The organism is Synechococcus sp. PCC 7336 (assembly GCF_000332275.1).
Lineage (GTDB): Bacteria > Cyanobacteriota > Cyanobacteriia > Thermostichales > PCC-7336 > PCC-7336.
Genome location: NZ_CM001776.1, coordinates 1571675 through 1589087, shown reverse-complemented (window position 1 = coordinate 1589087; position 17413 = coordinate 1571675). Strand labels below are relative to the sequence as shown.

Annotated in this window: 12 protein-coding genes; 6 read left to right on the top strand and 6 right to left on the bottom strand. The window is 52.7% G+C overall.

Translation table 11 applies throughout. The features are described 5' to 3' along the window. Nucleotides 1-155: 155 nt before the first annotated feature. Nucleotides 156-3806 (bottom strand): glycosyltransferase, encoded by a 3651-nt coding sequence (locus SYN7336_RS29620; protein ID WP_156820071.1) that lies wholly within the window; start codon nucleotides 3804-3806, stop codon nucleotides 156-158. 310 nt (nucleotides 3807-4116) lie between these two features. Between SYN7336_RS29620 and SYN7336_RS31475 the strand changes: the two genes are divergently transcribed. Next, complete coding sequence (locus SYN7336_RS31475; protein ID WP_162139093.1) at nucleotides 4117-4968, top strand: ABC transporter permease; 852 nt, start codon at nucleotides 4117-4119, stop codon at nucleotides 4966-4968. Further along, on the top strand, nucleotides 4968-5777 hold the full coding sequence (locus tag SYN7336_RS07555; protein WP_017325323.1) for an ABC transporter ATP-binding protein: 810 nt from the start codon (nucleotides 4968-4970) through the stop codon (nucleotides 5775-5777). The genes SYN7336_RS31475 and SYN7336_RS07555 overlap by 1 nt, the downstream gene beginning before the upstream one ends. Before the next feature lie 278 nt (nucleotides 5778-6055). Here SYN7336_RS07555 and SYN7336_RS07550 read toward each other — a convergent pair whose 3' ends face one another. The 3 genes from SYN7336_RS07550 to SYN7336_RS07540 form a co-directional block, all read right to left on the bottom strand. Beyond that, complete coding sequence (locus SYN7336_RS07550; protein ID WP_202951146.1) at nucleotides 6056-7045, bottom strand: class I SAM-dependent methyltransferase; 990 nt, start codon at nucleotides 7043-7045, stop codon at nucleotides 6056-6058. 183 nt (nucleotides 7046-7228) lie between these two features. Next, nucleotides 7229-8497: an aldehyde dehydrogenase family protein gene (locus tag SYN7336_RS07545; RefSeq protein ID WP_017325321.1), complete on the bottom strand. Its 1269-nt coding sequence runs from the start codon at nucleotides 8495-8497 to the stop codon at nucleotides 7229-7231. 176 nt (nucleotides 8498-8673) lie between these two features. Continuing rightward, a complete protein-coding gene (locus SYN7336_RS07540; protein WP_017325320.1) occupies nucleotides 8674-9105 on the bottom strand; it encodes a hypothetical protein in 432 nt (143 codons plus the stop codon). 272 nt (nucleotides 9106-9377) lie between these two features. Between SYN7336_RS07540 and SYN7336_RS07535 the strand changes: the two genes are divergently transcribed. The 3 genes from SYN7336_RS07535 (at nucleotide 9378) to SYN7336_RS07525 (ending at nucleotide 13138) form a co-directional block, all read left to right on the top strand. Beyond that, nucleotides 9378-10865, top strand: coding sequence for a leucyl aminopeptidase (locus SYN7336_RS07535; RefSeq protein ID WP_038026706.1), 1488 nt, complete (start codon nucleotides 9378-9380; stop codon nucleotides 10863-10865). Nucleotides 10866-10886: 21 nt separating this feature from the next. Then, nucleotides 10887-12593, top strand: coding sequence for an iron ABC transporter permease (locus SYN7336_RS07530; protein ID WP_017325318.1), 1707 nt, complete (start codon nucleotides 10887-10889; stop codon nucleotides 12591-12593). Between the two features lie 80 nt (nucleotides 12594-12673). Beyond that, nucleotides 12674-13138 (top strand): low molecular weight protein-tyrosine-phosphatase, encoded by a 465-nt coding sequence (locus SYN7336_RS07525; RefSeq protein ID WP_017325317.1) that lies wholly within the window; start codon nucleotides 12674-12676, stop codon nucleotides 13136-13138. A gap of 92 nt (nucleotides 13139-13230) precedes the next feature. Here SYN7336_RS07525 and SYN7336_RS07520 read toward each other — a convergent pair whose 3' ends face one another. Together SYN7336_RS07520 and SYN7336_RS07515 are read right to left on the bottom strand one after the other, a co-directional pair. Continuing rightward, a complete protein-coding gene (locus SYN7336_RS07520; protein WP_017325316.1) occupies nucleotides 13231-13737 on the bottom strand; it encodes an AbrB family transcriptional regulator in 507 nt (168 codons plus the stop codon). Nucleotides 13738-14071: 334 nt separating this feature from the next. Further along, the gene (locus tag SYN7336_RS07515) at nucleotides 14072-16651 is read right to left on the bottom strand and encodes a DUF3536 domain-containing protein (RefSeq protein WP_017325315.1); all 2580 of its coding nucleotides are present in this window, start codon (nucleotides 16649-16651) and stop codon (nucleotides 14072-14074) included. A gap of 447 nt (nucleotides 16652-17098) precedes the next feature. Here SYN7336_RS07515 and SYN7336_RS07510 point away from each other — a divergent pair, with 447 nt between their 5' ends. Beyond that, complete coding sequence (locus SYN7336_RS07510) at nucleotides 17099-17389, top strand: 4a-hydroxytetrahydrobiopterin dehydratase (protein WP_017325314.1); 291 nt, start codon at nucleotides 17099-17101, stop codon at nucleotides 17387-17389. Nucleotides 17390-17413 lie beyond the last annotated feature (24 nt).

Genomic DNA, 17413 nt, shown 5'->3' with positions numbered 1-17413 from the left:
AGATTCAAGCAGAGGAGGCCCACAACATTTCTACCAGCTCTAGTAAATCTTGGCTAGGACTTATTGGGAGATATCTTTGAGGTTTCAATTGCTTTAAGCTTCTTCGAAACATGCTTGAAACTCGCAAGGGGAGCTCATTTAGATGCATGGTCTCCCTAACAACCAACCCTCTCCTGCCGTAGTTGAAATAGTTGTTTAAAAACTTGTTGGATTTTGGGTGTGACGACCTCTAGAGAAAACTGCTTGCAAGAGCAGTCCAAAGCAGCTTGAGACAGTTGCTCCCATTCTTCTTGATTAGTGTATGTACTGGCTACACAGTCAGCAAATGCTGCAGGTTTATCTGCAATTAGTGTCTGCAAATATTTTCCTATACTCATTCCTTCCATTGCAATAGAACTAGCCACCACAGGAACACCATGACTGAGGCTGGATACAACTTTACCCTTCATCCCTGCCCCAAATCTTAGAGGAGCTACCGATAGGCGCACCCTCTCAAACAAATCGGCCAGATCGGGGATGTAGCCAAGGATTTCAATACGATCGCCCTCCAGGTGGCGAATTTCGGCTGGAATATCTGAGCCGGCAATGAGGAATTTGCAATCGGGTAGGCGCTCAGCTATCAACGGCCAAATATATTCGATGAAATATTTCACAGCATCGATGTTGGGATCGTGCTGGAAACCGCCGAGAAAGCAAATGTCTCGCCGCTGCTCGAATGCTGCTTTGCGCCCGGTAATAGAGCGCCCTATTGGAACCACGCTAACAGTTGCGCTCGGATCGAGAGATCTCAGAATCTCCGCCTCTTGCTCGCTAATAGCGATAGTGAGGTCGCTCTCCCGTAACATCTGCAACTCTGATGCTCGGGTCGCTTTCACCTCGTTCTCAGAACCCTCTCCTCGAATCTCCAACTGCCGCTGCTGGCGCAGAAAATGAAGATCGACCGTATTGAAGGCGATCGCCGCTTGAGGGGCATGTTGTCGCACGGTAGAGAGGAGTGGCCCTGGCACCGAGACGCGAGACAAAACAACTACATCGAATAAATGGCCGTATTGCTGCAAGTATGCTTCCACCGAACTGATGTAGGGCCAATACAAGCAGCGAATGCCCAACCGCTGTAAATCTTTCGTATAGTGTCCGTTCCTGAGCAAATTACTGGCCGGAATAAATGATACTTCCCAGCCACTTTGGCGGGCTACGGTCAAAAAGTTTAATGCATCGACAGAGCCGGAATCGCGATCGGGGGTAGGGGTTAGGGCATCGATCCACAATAATTGCCGTTGCTTGCCAACAGAATAAGTGGCCAGTTCGGGGCTGTCGGGTGGCTGCCGATCTAGAAGTTGTTCTTTCCAGCGCTCGGCAAACACCGAGCGGTTGATGGCTTGATAGCGCTTGACTCCAACGCTCAAATCAGTGCCCGAGCTAATTCCCTCAAAATGAACCAATTGTGAAAACGGGGTGTAAATCACTTTCAAGCCAGTTTCGCGCACCCGAAAGGCCAAGTCGGTATCTTCGTAATAGGCTGGGGCATACCGCAGGTCAAATCCATCTAACTGCTGCCAGAGGTCCATCGACAGGGCAAGCGCAGCCCCAGAACAATAATCCACCTCTCGCACAAATTGATAATCGCAAGCCTGGGGCTCCTGCAATCGACCAATATTCCAGCCCGAACCGTCCTGCCAAATAGACCCACCTGCCTCCTGTAGGCGTCCATCTGGATAGAGCAACATCGACCCCACCAAGCCCACACTGCCATCGGTCTGTAATGGGGCAACAATCTCTGTCAGCCAGTTGGGTAAGGGTACAGTATCGTTATTGAGCAGCACTAGATACCGTCCCCGAGCCTTCCGAGCAGCCCGATTGCACGATCGCAAAAAGCCCAGATTGTCAGGATTGCGTCGGTACTGCAATCCCGGCACTGACGCCAATAGCCGTTGACTATCGTCTGAGGAAGCATCATCTGCCACAATCACTTCAAATGGAAAGTCTGTGATTTGTTGCATCAGCCCCTTCAAACACTGCAGCGTGTATTCCACCTTGTTAAAGACAGGAATGAGAATGCTGACTTCGGGGCGATCGCAGTAGGGAAAAGACAGTGCAGCAGCTTCCTCATCCAGCGATCTTCTCAGTGCTGCTTGCTCTAGCACTACCCACACCTTCCAATCCAGAGGTTGAAAGTTATCGACATTAAGCTTGCGGCCTTCCCTGACTCCCGTTTGGATAAAGTGCAGTAGTGGGTTCTGCAGAGCAGCAGAATTATTTTCCAAACTCTGCAGATAAAAATTAGTATCGAAAAATTCGCAGGGATTTAGCCGTTGCCCGGCCCCCTTGCAAAGGTAATGCTCCAGAGGGTTTAGCCCCGCTCGGGCCACATTAGGATTCTCCCGCAAATAATAAGCTGAATCGAACAGTGGGTGGGGCTTGCGCCCCTCTGCACCACCGTAGGTTAAGTAATGCCAGAGGGGATTGAGTCCACTGGCGACAACATCTGGATTGCAAGAGCAATAAAACGCTATATCGAATAATGGATGGGGCCTACATTGCTGCGAGGCCCCAATTTGAATGAAATGCTGCAACGGAGACAAGCCCAAGGCCTCGATCTTTTTTGCATATTGCTGACTGTAGTAGGTTTTATCAAACAGACAACTGCGGTTGAGGTCTTCTCGCACTGGAAACCGGCTGACCGAGCTTTGAACTCTAGCTTTCATCCATCGCAATGGAGTGGTTAAACGCCAGGATAGAGATTGTTGCAGTTGGATTAACCGCTCTTCTAGTTGAAAGTTGTACTGACTCAATTTTTCCTGCTGCCGTTCTGTTTCCCTAAAACGCCTCTCTAATTCTGTGTTTTGGTGCATCAATGTTGCCTGCAGCTGTTCTAGTTGCTTTACCTGCAACGTTAATTCAGCATACTTAGCCCCTGCTTCCGCCCCAGTCTCTGCGAAAACTTGTTCGGCCCGGATCAACTCGCGCGAGATTTCATCCATTACTGCCAAGTCTAATGGTTTTCCGGCATGAGCGCGCAATAATTGTTCATATGCTAACTCAACTAACTCTATAGTCTCCGCTGAAGACACCCGAGCAATGTTAGGAACTCGATGGTGTCGTAACTGTGGCTGTAAAAAATCATCAATCGCTGCCTCTATCTCAGGCGATCGCTCCGGGAACCGCCAGCCGAGGTCGACCTCTATCTGGGCGATCGTTGCCCGCCAATCTGCGAGTAAATCGTGAAAGTGAACAAACGTGCGGGGATAGTCGCGGGTTGCTTTCTCTGCATCCAACAGGTGGTATAGCCACAATAGCTGTGCCCGCCTAGCATTCATGCGATCGCGAGTCACTAAAGAGTCCACCACCTCTTGCGGATGGCGCACTGGAATAATGACGCGAACGCGGCAATCGAGCTGATGCAAGACTGAACGCCATAGGGGAAAGAGCCGACAGATACGGGGGTCTTTAATCGCAAACAGCGAGCAATTGGCAAAATCTCGCTCTAGCACTTCCAAGATCTGCTCAGAGGCGGCAGCGGCAGCCTCTGACTGGAACCAATCGGGCGATATCGACATCGGCGTATTCCACTGCATTCCAGCAGAAGCGAAGGCAGCATCGTGAATATCAGCCAGCTCGGCAGATTCCCAAAATCCCGTTTGATTGTCTTCGGCAGGCTCCATCAAGCGAGAGGGTAACGCAAACCCCAGATACTTCAAGACTCCTGTGAGGGCAGAAGTCCCACTCCGGTGCATACCTAACACCAGCAACACTTGTTTGGAGTCTGAGGGCAAGCTTCGGTCCAAATGTCCAATCGAGATTGTCAACGGTACAAGCGTTCTCCCAGGTTCGTTACAAGCTTGGGCCGAGATCGCAACGGCTCGCGATCTCAGTAGCTGAGAAATACATGGATGCACGAAGAGAGTTTATCATTGCGAAGCTGCCGGCAATCGGCAACTAGCCCCGATTCCACCGTGCTTTCAGAACACAAGGTCTGGGCAGTGCTATTGTAGTCCGTGGCTACATCTTCATTCCATGTATCTGTTGCGATGCCACTGGAAATGGGGCTGATTTAAAGTACTCCCACTCAATTCAAGCCTGAATCAAACACTCGTTTGTCCGATCGTTCTATCCGTTATGGCTAATACCTCTCAATCTATAAACCGCCCCTCGCTCGAAGCGCCATCTTCTTCGAAGGGGATACGCAAAGGGTTGAGGGCTAATGTCAGATTGATTACAGAATTGACTCGCTTCGAGTTAATTCTGAATCTCACCCGGTCTAGATTTGGTTGGAGCTGGTGGTTTATCGATCCCCTCGTCATGATTGGTGTATTCGGTATTTTTAAACGAATTGTACTGGGAGCAGATCGATATCAACCTTACTTTCTGTTTATCGGTTGTGCGCTGCTGTCCTGGAAGTTCTTCAGTACTGCCCTAGCTCGCTCGGCAATGCTATTGCGAGCGCGAGAGCCTTTGATCAAAGCCTTTCCATTTCCTACTTGGGTCTTGCCCTGCACACTAGTCTTGGAACAGCTTGTATTTTTTATTGCCGGAATACTAACCTTGATTGCAGTTGCTTTGGCTATTGGACAGCCTCTCGGAATCGAATTAATTCAGGTCATTCCTCTGATCGGCTTTACAACAATACTCACTCTAGGATCTGTGTTGTTATGTTCCACGATGGGTGTCTTTGCCATAGATCTAAGTCAATACATCAATCATTTTATTCGGATTGTATGGTTTCTGAGCCCAGGTATGTATGGTACGGATTTAATTGTTCAGCGATTTGGTGAAGGGAGCTGGCCGCACCGAATCTTTTTACTCAACCCACTTGCACTAGTGTTTGAAGGATTCAGAAGTGTCTTGTATTCTCCCCAATGGATTCCACTATCCCATTGGCTGACCTTAAGTGTTGTGAGTCTCTTGACTTTGCTTGTGGGGGGAAGCGTTTATCGACATTACAATCGTCGTCTGATCAAACATTTCTAATGAACAACACCTCGAAACACCTACCAGCTTCTATCCTCAATCCTACAGAAGATCTACCTTTGATTGAGGCTAATGACTTAGGGCTGCGCTATCGTACCTCTTTACAGGCAAAATTGGCGGCAGGAAAGCGAGCCAACATGCCTAATTCGGACGCCCGGTTCGAGGGCGATGGATTTTGGGCACTAAGACATGTGAGTTTAAAGTGGCATCGCGGACAAATTATTGGTGTTATTGGTATGAATGGTGCTGGTAAAAGCACTCTATGTTCAGTTTTGTCAGGAATTTTATTGCCAGACGAAGGTCAAGTAACTGTTCGAGGAACAGTCGGAGCTTTACTCTCTTTAGGGGCTGGCATTAATCGAGATTTATCTGGGCGAGACAATATTATTTTGAGTGGGATATTGCTGGGTTTGACGCGCCAAGAAATCTTACTACAGATGGATCGTATCATTGCTTTTTCCGAACTAGCAGACTACATAGATCGACCAATGCGCACCTACTCTTCTGGAATGCGATCGCGGCTAAGTTTTGCAGTTGCCACCTCTATCGAACGAGATATTTTATTTCTAGACGAGGTTTTGAGCGTAGGCGATAGCTCATTCCGCCTCAAATGCGAGCGGCGAATTTCAGACATGATGGAATCTAGTAGCCTGGTAGCAATTGTATCTCACTCAAATGATTTTCTGCGCAAGATAGCCACTCACATTCTTTGGTTAGACAAAGGTTCTATACGAATGTTTGACATAGCCAATTCTGTGTTGGAAGCTTATGCAGAATTTTCGCAAAAACGGGTTAGCAGAGATCGCTAAAGAAGCAAAACAAAACATAAGAATTAAGAATGGAGGGCACCTCGATTAATTGCTTGTTCTCTCCCGCTTGGAGGCTGAAACCCTTGAAATCTCGTTGCCAATTTTGAGGCGATCCCTATTTTTCGAGGTGCCCTAGAGCTTTTTGGAATCATCTATCTCGATTTCCAGTCTCTCGTAGGCACTTTCTGCTATCTTAGTTATCGAAAGATGAGGCCAACTGCAATAGCATAAGAGACTCATATAAGCATTACAATATGAAGATTTTAGCGCAAAGTTCATTATTCAGTCTTCTCAATCCAAATCGATCCGCCAGGGTTTTTTAAACAATCGGACATGTGTTCTCCAAACCAATTTTGGAACTGACGAATAACATAGGTTGAAAGTAGTCGGATTCGGAAGTGATTGTTAAACTGCAAGAAAGCCCGAAGAATATATTGTTCGTTCCAAGCTCGCCCTTCTTCCAGCCAAGACAACGGGTATTCAAAAGGATAGAAAATATCGTGCATGTGAATCAAAACACCAGGATTTAATCGAGGTAGAATTTCAAAAATGAGCTGGTTAACATCACTACCTACCTTGCTGACATGAGTAGAATCAATAAACAAAATGTCATTGGCTTCGAGAGCGTTAAAGATCGACAGATCGACATCCTGTAGGGCTGTTTCAATGATATGAATACGATCGCAATCCTCTGGCTTAATTAGAGATTTTAGCAGATCGGCGTAGGGCTCAATAAAGGTACAGTCAATTGCGCTATCGAAAAATTTTTCGCTCGTATCTAATGTGACACAGGATGAATAGCCTGAACCAATCTCAATGACCCGTTTGGGCTTCAGGTGACGCAGCCAACAGTGGAGGAAGATGGCATCAGTATAGGAATAGGCAGGGTTTTCGTAAAAATAACGAAGTTGTGTCTGTTTTTGAGGTGTAAATGGGATGTCTTTATAATAAGCTTGAAATTGTTTTAAAAGCTCGAACTGAGCATCTGAGTCAATTTCAATTCCAGGCAATGCCTCGGGATGCCATTCAATAGAACGAATGCGATCTATATTCTCTTTTGACGGAATGCAAGAATAAAAATGACCTGGTGGGACAAACTCTCCTTGTGGAGAAAGATCGGATACATTTAAGTTAACTTTTTTCAAGGTATCCTTGATTTCTATTCGTAAATCCCCCACTGCAGTTTCTATCGCCTTCATACCGTCTGCGATCGCATTCACTCCAAATAATTTGTTGCGTATCCTAGCTAAAAGTTCTCTGATGCTCACAGAATATACATTGACTAACTCTGCTCAAAAGTATAGAGCATATTACTTGCGTCTGCTCGTGTTTGCTTTCTACCAGTAGAGGTAGAAGGCTTGACATAAAATTCCGAATAGCTTCGTGAATCTCTGTTTGACCTGGGCAGACCGTGCCAAAATTTAGTGTAGATGTTAACAACGATCCCTCGGCTAGAACCCTGATTGAGCTTTATCCCAAGAAATATATTTTACTGTCGTCAGGCTCTTGAGACTAATTGGGCCGCGAGCAGGCAGCTTGGAAGTGGCAATGCCGAGGAAAGCACCCAGTTGGCTATTGGTGGGGTCGCCCAGATTGGGATAGCTGTTGACATAGAGAATACTAGCCTCTACCGAGCGAGAAAACTGCTCGATATCGCCAGCAGAATCAGTCACGATCGCCTCTAGCTGACCGTAACTGTGTTTGTCGAGCCAGTCAGTCGCCTCCGGCAAATTGGCCACAATTCTTAACGGCAGGAGATGGCGATCGCTGGGCAACTCATCTCCCGCCGGCAGAGGGGGCAACTCCGGTATCAGAGCTCGCGAGCGGGCATCTGCCACTAACAGGTAGTTTTCTAACGCCACCAAAAACTTTTCTAAATATCGTTCCGCCCAAGCCTCGTGCATCAGAATTCCCAACATCGGTCGTTGGAAAGGCTGATGGCGATCGCCCGACTGGCTGCCAGCCCCAAAACACCCCTCCACCAGCGTAGATTGCACCTGCTCCCAACTGGCACTGGCCGCAATGTACACATATCCCTGCCCAAACTGTGCGGCAATCGTCGGCACTGCACTCTCCTCCTGCATGCGCTCCACCCAACTGCTCCGGCCACACACCAACAAAGCATCGACAAAATGCTGCTGTCTCAACAGAGCCTGCAAGTTTTCCGAGCGATCGGCAGGAATAGTTTGAATCGCCCCTTCAGGAATGCCCGCCTCGTAAGCCGCCACACTCAACAATGACGCGATCGCAGCCTGAGTCGCAGCCAGAGGGGGACTGCCTGCCACAGCAAGGCCGTTGCCCGATTTGAGGGCCATGCCAATACCGCCCATTTGAATTTCGGGATACACCTCGTAGACCAAACCCAGTGTCCCGAGCGGCACCCGATAGCAGGCCAGCGAGGCCCCGCTGTCGTAGTTCCAATGGCCGTCCAGTGTCCCCACCGGATCGGGCAAACCCGCTAAAGCTGACAATTGCAGAGCGGCCAATTTCAAGCGTTCGGGAGTGAGCTTCATCCCCTCCAGCATCCACTGGGGCTGTTTTTGTCCCCGCACATTTTCGAGATCGACGGTATTGGCTTCTAAGATGCTGTCGGCACGCTCTTGCAGAGCAGTAGCCATCGCCTCTAGGGCGCGGTTTTTGGTTGCCCCCGACAGTTGGCTGAGTTGCGATCGAACGCGCCACACCTGACGCAGCACAGTCGTTAGATCGTAGTGGTTCACTGCAGAATTCTCATGAGTGCCGGACTATAGCACGGGCAACTGTTGCAGGCTTAGGAGAAATGTGGGCGAACAGTTGCCTCTCAGCAGTAGACTAGCGCGCCCTTCGAGGAAAAGGAAGGATCTGAAAGTTTGCTTGGGGCTGCCAATGGGGCTTCTCTCGGGCCGAATGCTGTCGCTCAGCGGTTGGGCAGTGCCACCAAAATCAACCACAGGGCAAAGACCGAGGTGACTGCCAAAATAAAGATCCACCGTAACGGAAAGCCAAATAGTCCGGCTAAAATAGCCCCCGCTGCTAGCCCAATCGTGCAGAACACTGCCCCTCGGGAGAGCACCACTTGAGTGCGATCGCGCTCGTAGGTAGAAACCCAGCGCTGGCCTTCCCAGTACCAACTTTTACGGGTGGCATAAGACATGGCGAGATGCTCGATTTCCATGCCATCGGAGGTGGTGGCAAAAATTTGCTGGCAGTGGCTACAGCCCAATGCATCCATCAAGGTAATGGGGCGAATCTGTCCTTTTTGACAAACAGGACAGGGATAGATCTTCGCGACATCGATTTTGTGGGCGTATCTGTGCTTGGAGGGAGGTTGGGGAGGATGGGCAGCCACGACACTATCCTTGTCGGTTGGGGTCTTTTAGAGTGGCGTTGTGCTTTAAGGGGGCAAGCAGTTTGAAGGGGCAAGCAGTAAGTGGATTCTAGCACCGCTGTTTGGAAGAGCGTTGCAGGAGAAACCGCCTGGGTTCGCAAGCGCATTCCCAGAGCTGACAGGAGTTTTCGAGGATCGCCCCCCTAGCCGAATGCCATCAAATCCAAAGGTAGAGTAGGGTAGGGACAGTCTTTATCGTTGCCGCCATTCGCAGGTTTCCAATGCAGATTCAAATGCCCTCTCTTCAACTGAGTTCGGGATTGACCCCCATTTCGGGCTGGTCTGGGGATTGCCTGATTTTAGGATGTTTTCAGACTGACGACGGCATCGTTTGGCCCGCTGGAATCGAGGCGATCGATGCTTCGGATTGGGAGGGAGCGATCGCCGAGTTGGCGGCAGAAACCGAATTTAAGGCCAAAGCAGGCAGTACGGCAGCCACTCGCATCGGGCGCGCCATCCGCAAAGTGGTGCTGGTGGGGTTGGGCAAGGCCGACAAGTTCGCCACTGAAATCCTGCGCAACGCGGCAGCGGCGGGACTGCGCAAGGCTAATAGTCTCAAAGCCAAGACGGTCGCCTTTGCTTTCCCCGACAGCGAGCTGGAGGCGGAGGAGTGCCTGCAGGCGATGGCAGAAGGCGTATTATTGGTGGCTCACCGCGACGTACGGTTCAAATCTGGGACTGAAAATGGCAATGGCTGCAACATCGAGTCCGCTGTTTTCTTAGGACTCGAACCCAACGAACCGGCTCTGGCTCGGGCGCGCGAAGTGGCCGCCGGAACGATACTCGCTCGCGAGTTAGTGGCCGCCCCTGCCAATATTGTCACCCCCCTCGCTCTGGCGGACGCCGCCCGAGCGATCGCCGTAGAGTACGGCCTCGATGTGGAAGTGCTGGGCTGGGCAGAATGCGAAGCCTTGGGAATGGGGGCGTTCTTGGGGGTGGCTCAAGCATCAGACCTTCCCCCCCAATTTATTCACCTGACCTACAGGCCCGTCGGAGAGCCCAAGCGCAGACTGGCCATTATCGGCAAGGGGGTCACGTTCGATTCGGGCGGTCTCAACCTCAAAACCTCGATGGCCAGCATCGGCATGATGAAGACCGACATGGGGGGGGCGGCAGCAACCCTCGGCGCAGCGCGGGCGATCGCCGCCCTCAAACCGAACGCGGAAGTACATTTTATTGTGGCTGCCACCGAAAATATGATTAGCGGTCGCGCCCTCCACCCCGGCGATATTCTCACCGCCTCCAACCAAAAGACGATCGAGATCAACAACACCGATGCTGAAGGTCGTCTGACCTTAGCTGACGCACTGGTGTTTGCCGACAAGTTGGAGCTGGATGCCATTGTGGACTTGGCGACGCTCACGGGGGCCATTATGGTTGCGTTGGGCAAGCGCATTAGTGGCTTATTCACGCCGGATGAGGCGCTGGCTGCCGAGTTGAAGGCTGCCGCCGAGCGATCGGGGGAGCAAATCTGGCAAATGCCTCTAGAAGACAGCTATGCCGAAAGCTTGAGTTCGGTGGTGGCGGATATGAAAAATACCGGCAGCCGCGATGGCGGTTCCATTAGTGCAGCTCTGTTTTTGCAGCGGTTTGTAGACAAAACTCCCTGGGCTCACCTCGATATTGCCGGGACTGTCTGGACCGACAAGGACTACTCCTACCACAACAAAGGGGCCACCGGGTATGGCGTGCGCACTCTGGTAGAGTGGGTGCTGGCCTAGTCAGCCCGACTGGAATCAACCATGCACGACCCGAGCCCTGCTGACGGAAAGCGATCGCCCCGCGCTCAGATTTTCAGCTTCGTCAAGCGAATCGCGCCGAACGGATGGACCGCCGCAGTCATGGCGATCGCCCTACTATTTTCGATTCCGGTATGGGTGGTGTTGGGCAATATCTTTGCCCCCACGGGTGAAATTTGGCAGCAGCTTGCCTCCACTGTTTTGCCTCGCTATATCCGCAATTCCATTTGGTTGATGCTGGGGGTGGGGAGCGGTGCGGCTGCGATTGGGGTGGCAACGGCTTGGCTGGTCAGCCTCTGCCGCTTTCCGGGCAGCCAGGTGTTTGAATGGGCCTTGCTATTGCCCATTGCTGCCCCCGCCTACGTGTTGGCCTATACCTATACCGATGTGTTCGATGTCTCGGGTCCCGTGCAGTCGGCGATCCGGGCTTGGACCGGTTGGGGACCGCGCGATTATTGGTTTCCCCCCATTCGCTCGCTGGGGGGGGCGATCGCCATGCTGGTGCTGGTGCTCTATCCCTATGTCTATCTACCGACGCGCATTGCTTTTTTGAAGCGATCGCGATCGCTCTTAGAAGCTAGCCTCAGTCTCGGCTGTGGCCCCTGGCGAACCTTTTGGACGGTGGCTCTGCCGCTGGCGCGACCGGCGATCGCGGGGGGTGTAGCGTTGGTGCTGATGGAAACTCTGAATGATTTTGGCACCGTACAGTTTTTTGGGGTAGATACCTTTACCACCGGGATTTTTCGCACCTGGTTCGGTCTGGGGGAACCGGTGGCGGCGGCGCAGTTGGCGGCACTGTTGCTGATGTTTATTTTCGGCATTTTCATGCTGGAGCGGCGATCGCGCGGACGGATGCGATACGAACAACAGTCTGCCGGTCGTCTCCTGCCCCCCAGTCACGACTTGAGCGGCTGGCGGGCTGCTGCAGCGTTTTTAACCTGCGCGATCCCGGTTGGACTGGGCTTTTTGCTGCCAGGAGGGGTGCTATTGAATTGGTCTGTGCGGCAGGCCCGACTAGGTTTGGGGCGGGGGTTTTGGGGCTATGTCGCCAATACTGCGATGGTGGCGTCTCTGACTTCACTGTTAGCGGTGGCGATCGCCTTACTCATCGCCTACGGACTGCGCTTGCAGAGGAATTCGGTCATGCGATTTGCGGCCCGTTTTGCCACGATGGGATATGCCGTCCCCGGTTCTGTGATTGCTGTCGGCGTGCTGATCCCGATGGCGGGACTGGATAATGCGATCGATGCCTGGATGCGCAATACCTTCAATTTTTCCACCGGATTGCTGCTGAGTGGCACGATCGCCGGACTGGTGTTCGCCTATCTGGTGCGCTTCCTTTCGGTTTCTTTCAATACGATTGAATCGAGCCTAGTGCGCATTCAGCCCAGTCTCGACGATGCCGCCCGCAGCCTCGGTTACAGCCCCATCGCCACCCTGACCCAAGTGCATGCCCCCCTGATCGCGAGCGGTCTATTCAGTGCAGCCATGTTGGTGTTTGTGGATGTGGTGAAGGAGCTGCCGGCCACATTGGTGTTGCGCCCGTTCAATTTTGACACGATGGCCGTGCGGGTCTTTCGGCTGGCGTCGGACGAGCGTTTGGCTCAGTCGGCACCGGGGGCGTTAGCGATTGTGGTGGTGGGGATGATTCCGGCCATCTTTCTGATTTTGACGGTGTTGCGATCGCGATCGCCCACTCGAAAGCATTAACCCCGTCCCGCCGCTTAGACTGCGCCCTCAGCCCTTGCTGCGATACAATTTCAACCGTCGTGTCCCGCTTCGGCCCAGCCATGCCCACCCAACTGCTCTTCGTTTGTCTCGGCAATATTTGTCGATCGCCCACCGCAGAAGGCGTTATGCGCCATCTAGTGACAGAAGCGAACCTCTCCGACCACATTGCCTGCGACTCAGCCGGAACGTCCAGCTACCATATCGGCTCCCCCCCCGATCGCCGCATGCAACAGGCCGCCCTTGCCCGAGGGATTCACCTGTCTGGGCGAGCCCGACAGTTCGACAAGACTGATTTCGAACAGTTCGACCTCATCTTAGCGATGGACCGAGAAAACTACCGCGATATCCTGCGCTGGGATGTTGACGGTCGCTATGCCGAAAAGGTCGAGCCGATCTGCAGCTATTGCAGCCATTACAGCGATCGCGAAGTGCCCGATCCCTATTACGGAGGAGATGCAGGGTTTCGCTATGTAGTGGACTTATTATTGGATGCCTGTGCGGGCCTGCTGAAAGAGTTGACCTGAGACCGTTAGAGTTGCCGTATCTAGCAATTCTCTCGGCAACGGCCAACGACTTCTAAGGGAAAGGCTTTGCGGGCTTCAGCATTAGTCAACAATTACCCTAACGGACTGCCCCAACGCACTGCCAGTTTGACCACAATGGGGACAACGACAATCACGCTAACCATGCGGGTCAAGTGCATGAGTACGACGGTCGGCCCCTGTGCCCCCATATCTAAGGCAATGAGACTCATATCCGACATGCCCCCTGGCGCAGAGCCGAGTAATGCCGTCAGCCGCTCTAAGCCCAGCCAGCGAGAGATCGCCAAACCAGAGGCAATTCCGGCTACAAGCGTAATGGAGGTGCAGAGGAGCGCAGGTCGCCACAGATCTCTCAACCCTGCTAGCGCATCGCTCGTAATGGTGGCCCCCAATAGAATCCCCAATCCCACCTGTAGGATAAATTTGGTTCCTTGCGGGGGAGTGGGAACCGAAAACACATTCAGTGCGTTCGCGCAGCCCACGGCCAATAACGAGCCCACTAAAGCCCCTGCCGGAATGCGAAGTTTGACGGCGATCGCACTTCCTACTAGGGCGAGTAGCACGGTCCAAAGGTAATTCATGGGAGACTCCAGCGGCAATTGAGGCGTGACTTGAAGAGTGAAGAAATTTGGCCAGCAGCAGACGACGGACAAAGCCACTGAACCTTGCCATTAGTTTTAATCATTCCTTCATAGTTCAACACCATTCTGCCCGGAATAACAGTGCGCATCGCGGCAGAATCAAAATTGCCATTGCCGCCGAACACTTGAGTCTAGGGGCAGCAGGAGAGCTACAGCCCGCTCGCACACTCGCCCAACCTAGCCTTAAGTTCCCCCAACCCCCTCAAATACGTTCGGGAGATGGAGGAACTTGCGCAGATTGCCAACTGGTTTGAAAACACAGAGGGGAGACTCTTTAGGAAACCTGCTGAACCCAGCGTTCTAAACAGGTGTTGACATTGATGTGTAGGCGATTGCCGAGGGCCAACAACCCCGACAGCGGCACGCTCGCCCCCGTTTGGGTGGCAGCCACAGCATGCTGGCTCAAGCAGGCGAGATACATTTCCTGAGCGCGATCGACGTCGATTGGGGCCCGCAAAATCTCAACCACATTGAGATAGCAATCGAGCTGGAGCAAGGGCTGAGCCGTAGCCGCCAATTCGCGAGCGTGGAGGATATGCCATAACTGCTGCCGCAGCAGTCGATTGAGGCTGGCGGTTGCCTCCTCCAACTGGAGCGAACAGCCTAACTCCTCAGCTTCTGTGACGACTTGCTGGAGCTGCTGGAGCATATGACCCCGCTCGGGATTTCGTTCGAGCGACTCCATCAACAGCGCCAGACGCTGGTTGAGGGTCATGCTGGCGGCGGCTTGCAACTCGATTGGGACGGGCAAGTCGTCGCGACGGAAAGCCAGCAGTACGCGGTAGTTATCTTGATAGATCTTGCGATAGAGGCGATTGAGGTGACCGAGGGTGGAATGGGTCAACATGCGCATAATCTCGTGGCGATCGCGGGAGATCAAGCTGTCGAGGGTGTAATACTCGCGTCCGAATTCCGACTGTAGGGCGATCGCCGCTTGGGCGCGATGGTCGAGACAGCCAAACAAGCGGGCTTGAATATCTTCGTATCGCCGCTGGCCGGGGAACGGCTGTATGCAGCAATGGAAATCCCAGCCCCCCAGATGCAAGACCCCATAGATTAAGTCGTGTGACTCTTGCGTAATGCTGGATTTCACCAGCAAGCGGCCGAGCGCCAGCGTATCGCCGCCAATTGTGGCGCGATGGGGAACATCTGCATCCAACTGCTCGACGGTGTAGCTATAAATCTGAGCTTCCCGAGAAAACGAGCTAAACAGCGACTTAATGGCATAGTGAGCCGCGATTCGCCGAGGGGAAACAATGGCCGATAGCACTCGCTGTCGGTAGATTTCAGCCCCATCGCCATACTCCTCGCAATTGCTGGGAGCCTGTTGCAGGCGTTCTAGAAACTCCGTTTCGAGATCGATACTGGCGGCATCTCCAGCCAGCTCGATCGCCCGCGCCGCATAGCGCAAGATCTGTACCCCTTCTGGGCGCGAGAGCTCTTCAAAAAACCAGCCGCAACTGGTGAACATCAGTTGACTGTTGCGCTGCATTTCTAACAGTCGCAACACATCCACCACTTCGTTGGCCCGCAGTTCGCGACTGCGGTGGGCTTGCAAAAACCGATCGATTTGTTTGGGGGTGCGATCGAGAATGACATCGATGTAGGCATCGCGGGCTGCCCAGGGATCGCGCAGATAAGTAGATACCTTCGATTCGTAAACCTCTCCGAGGCGATCGCGCAACCAGTTGAGTGCCTGCCGCAGCGGCTGCCGCCACTTTTGGTGCAAGCCCGATTCGCTGGCACAGCCACAATCCCGTTCCCAGCGACCGACGCCGTGGGCACAACTCCAAGCGGTCACGGGCTTGAGTTGCACTTCCCAGGTGGGAGGATGTTGGCTGAGGTAGTGGCCGTAGTTGGTAATGCTTAACCCGGCCTGCGGCAAGCCGTAGGCAAAGGCAAAAGCTAGCGTCCGTTCTTTATCCCGCTTGTGGTGGCCGAAGGTTTCGCCATCGGTGGCGCAATGGATTAGTTGGGGGCGATCGCCGCGATCTTGCAAGCATTGGGCGAGGCGGCCGACGAGCTGGTGGCTGCTATCCACCACATCGTTAAAGCCCATATCCCGCGAGACAGGACCGTCATAGAAAAAGATATCGAGATAGCGCTGTGGCTGCGAGGGATCGTCCGCTGGCAAAAAGCAGCGGTAGGGTTGCGTCGGGTCGATTTGGCTATTGCTCACTTCGTGCCATTCGGAATCGTTGCTGCCCATCGGTCGGCATCGCTGAGCCTGACTGGGAGCGAGAATCGCAAATTGAATTCCCTCCTCCACGAGGGCTGCCACTGTGGGCAGATCGATCGCCGCTTCGGGCAGCCACATGCCTTCGGGTCGCCGTTGGAACCGCTTGACGAAATCGGCGATGCCCCAGCGGATTTGGGTGTGCCGATCCCGCTCGTTGGCTAGAGGCAAAATAACGTGATTGTAAGGTTGGGCGATCGCATTGCCGTGGCCGTCGAGACGGCGAGCACTGTTGCGATCGGCAGCCAAAATTCGACGGTAGACCTCAACATCGTGACGCTCTAGCCACGACATCAAGGTTGGGCCGAGGTTAAAGCTGAGATATTCGTAATTATTGACGATTTGGACCACTTGTCCCCGCTCGTCCAAAATGCGGGCAAAGGCATTGGGGCGGTAGCACTCGGCCAGAATGCGCTCGTTCCAGTTCTCGTAGGGAGCTGCCCCCGGCTGGGGCTCGATGTCATCTAAATAGGGGTTTTCGCGGGGGGGTTGATAAAAGTGACCGTGAATGGTGACGTAGGCAGCATGTCCGACGCGAGAAGCCTGCTCGGGAGCCGCTTCGGCGCCTAAAAAGGCGAGGGCTCCGCCTCGGTCCGAACGATCGTGAACTGAATGCATTGTGATATTGCCTTAAGTGCAAGCGGTGACGTCAGAAAAGTGTTGGTTTGGCGAAGTTATGGGTTAGCTGGCTCTGATAGATAATAGAAATCGACAGGCGACATCAATGACTAGAGGGCATCAAATGACTAGACAGTATCAATCGCTGGAGCCAACAAAACTGGACAATTCATAATGTCCTATTTATTACGCTATGTCATCTTTGCGGGGATCGACAGAATGTTTAGAAATTGGTTGGAATGTAAATTCTTTCGTTTCGACCTTTAATGACTTCTTAATATTGGAGGGAATTCGGCATTTGTATTGTTCTGCAAGATTATCTCAATTGCTTGCGGGTTCCTCGCTGGAGGTGAAGGGGCGATCGTGCTGCGATTGGGACAATCGTGCCAGTTGACCGAACCGGTATTTGAGGGTGCATACTGAAGCGGTCGACGAGAGGATGCTCCTATGGCTAGCGCAACAAAATTGAGTAATCACGAGATCCAGTCCGGGTTGGACCGACTCTCTTTGTGGACGATCGAAGACGGCAAGCTGCATAAGGAATATCGCTTTGGTAGTTTTGTCGAAGCCTTTGGCTGGATGAGTAGTGCTGCCCTCGTGGCAGAAGCAATGGGCCACCATCCCGAATGGTTCAATGTTTACAACAAAGTAGTGGTGGATCTGACCACCCACGATGTCGGAGGGATCTCCAATCTAGACTTCGAGTTGGCTGCCAAGATGGACGAACTGGCTGGCTAGTGTCGGGGATGGCAAGCTGGGAAG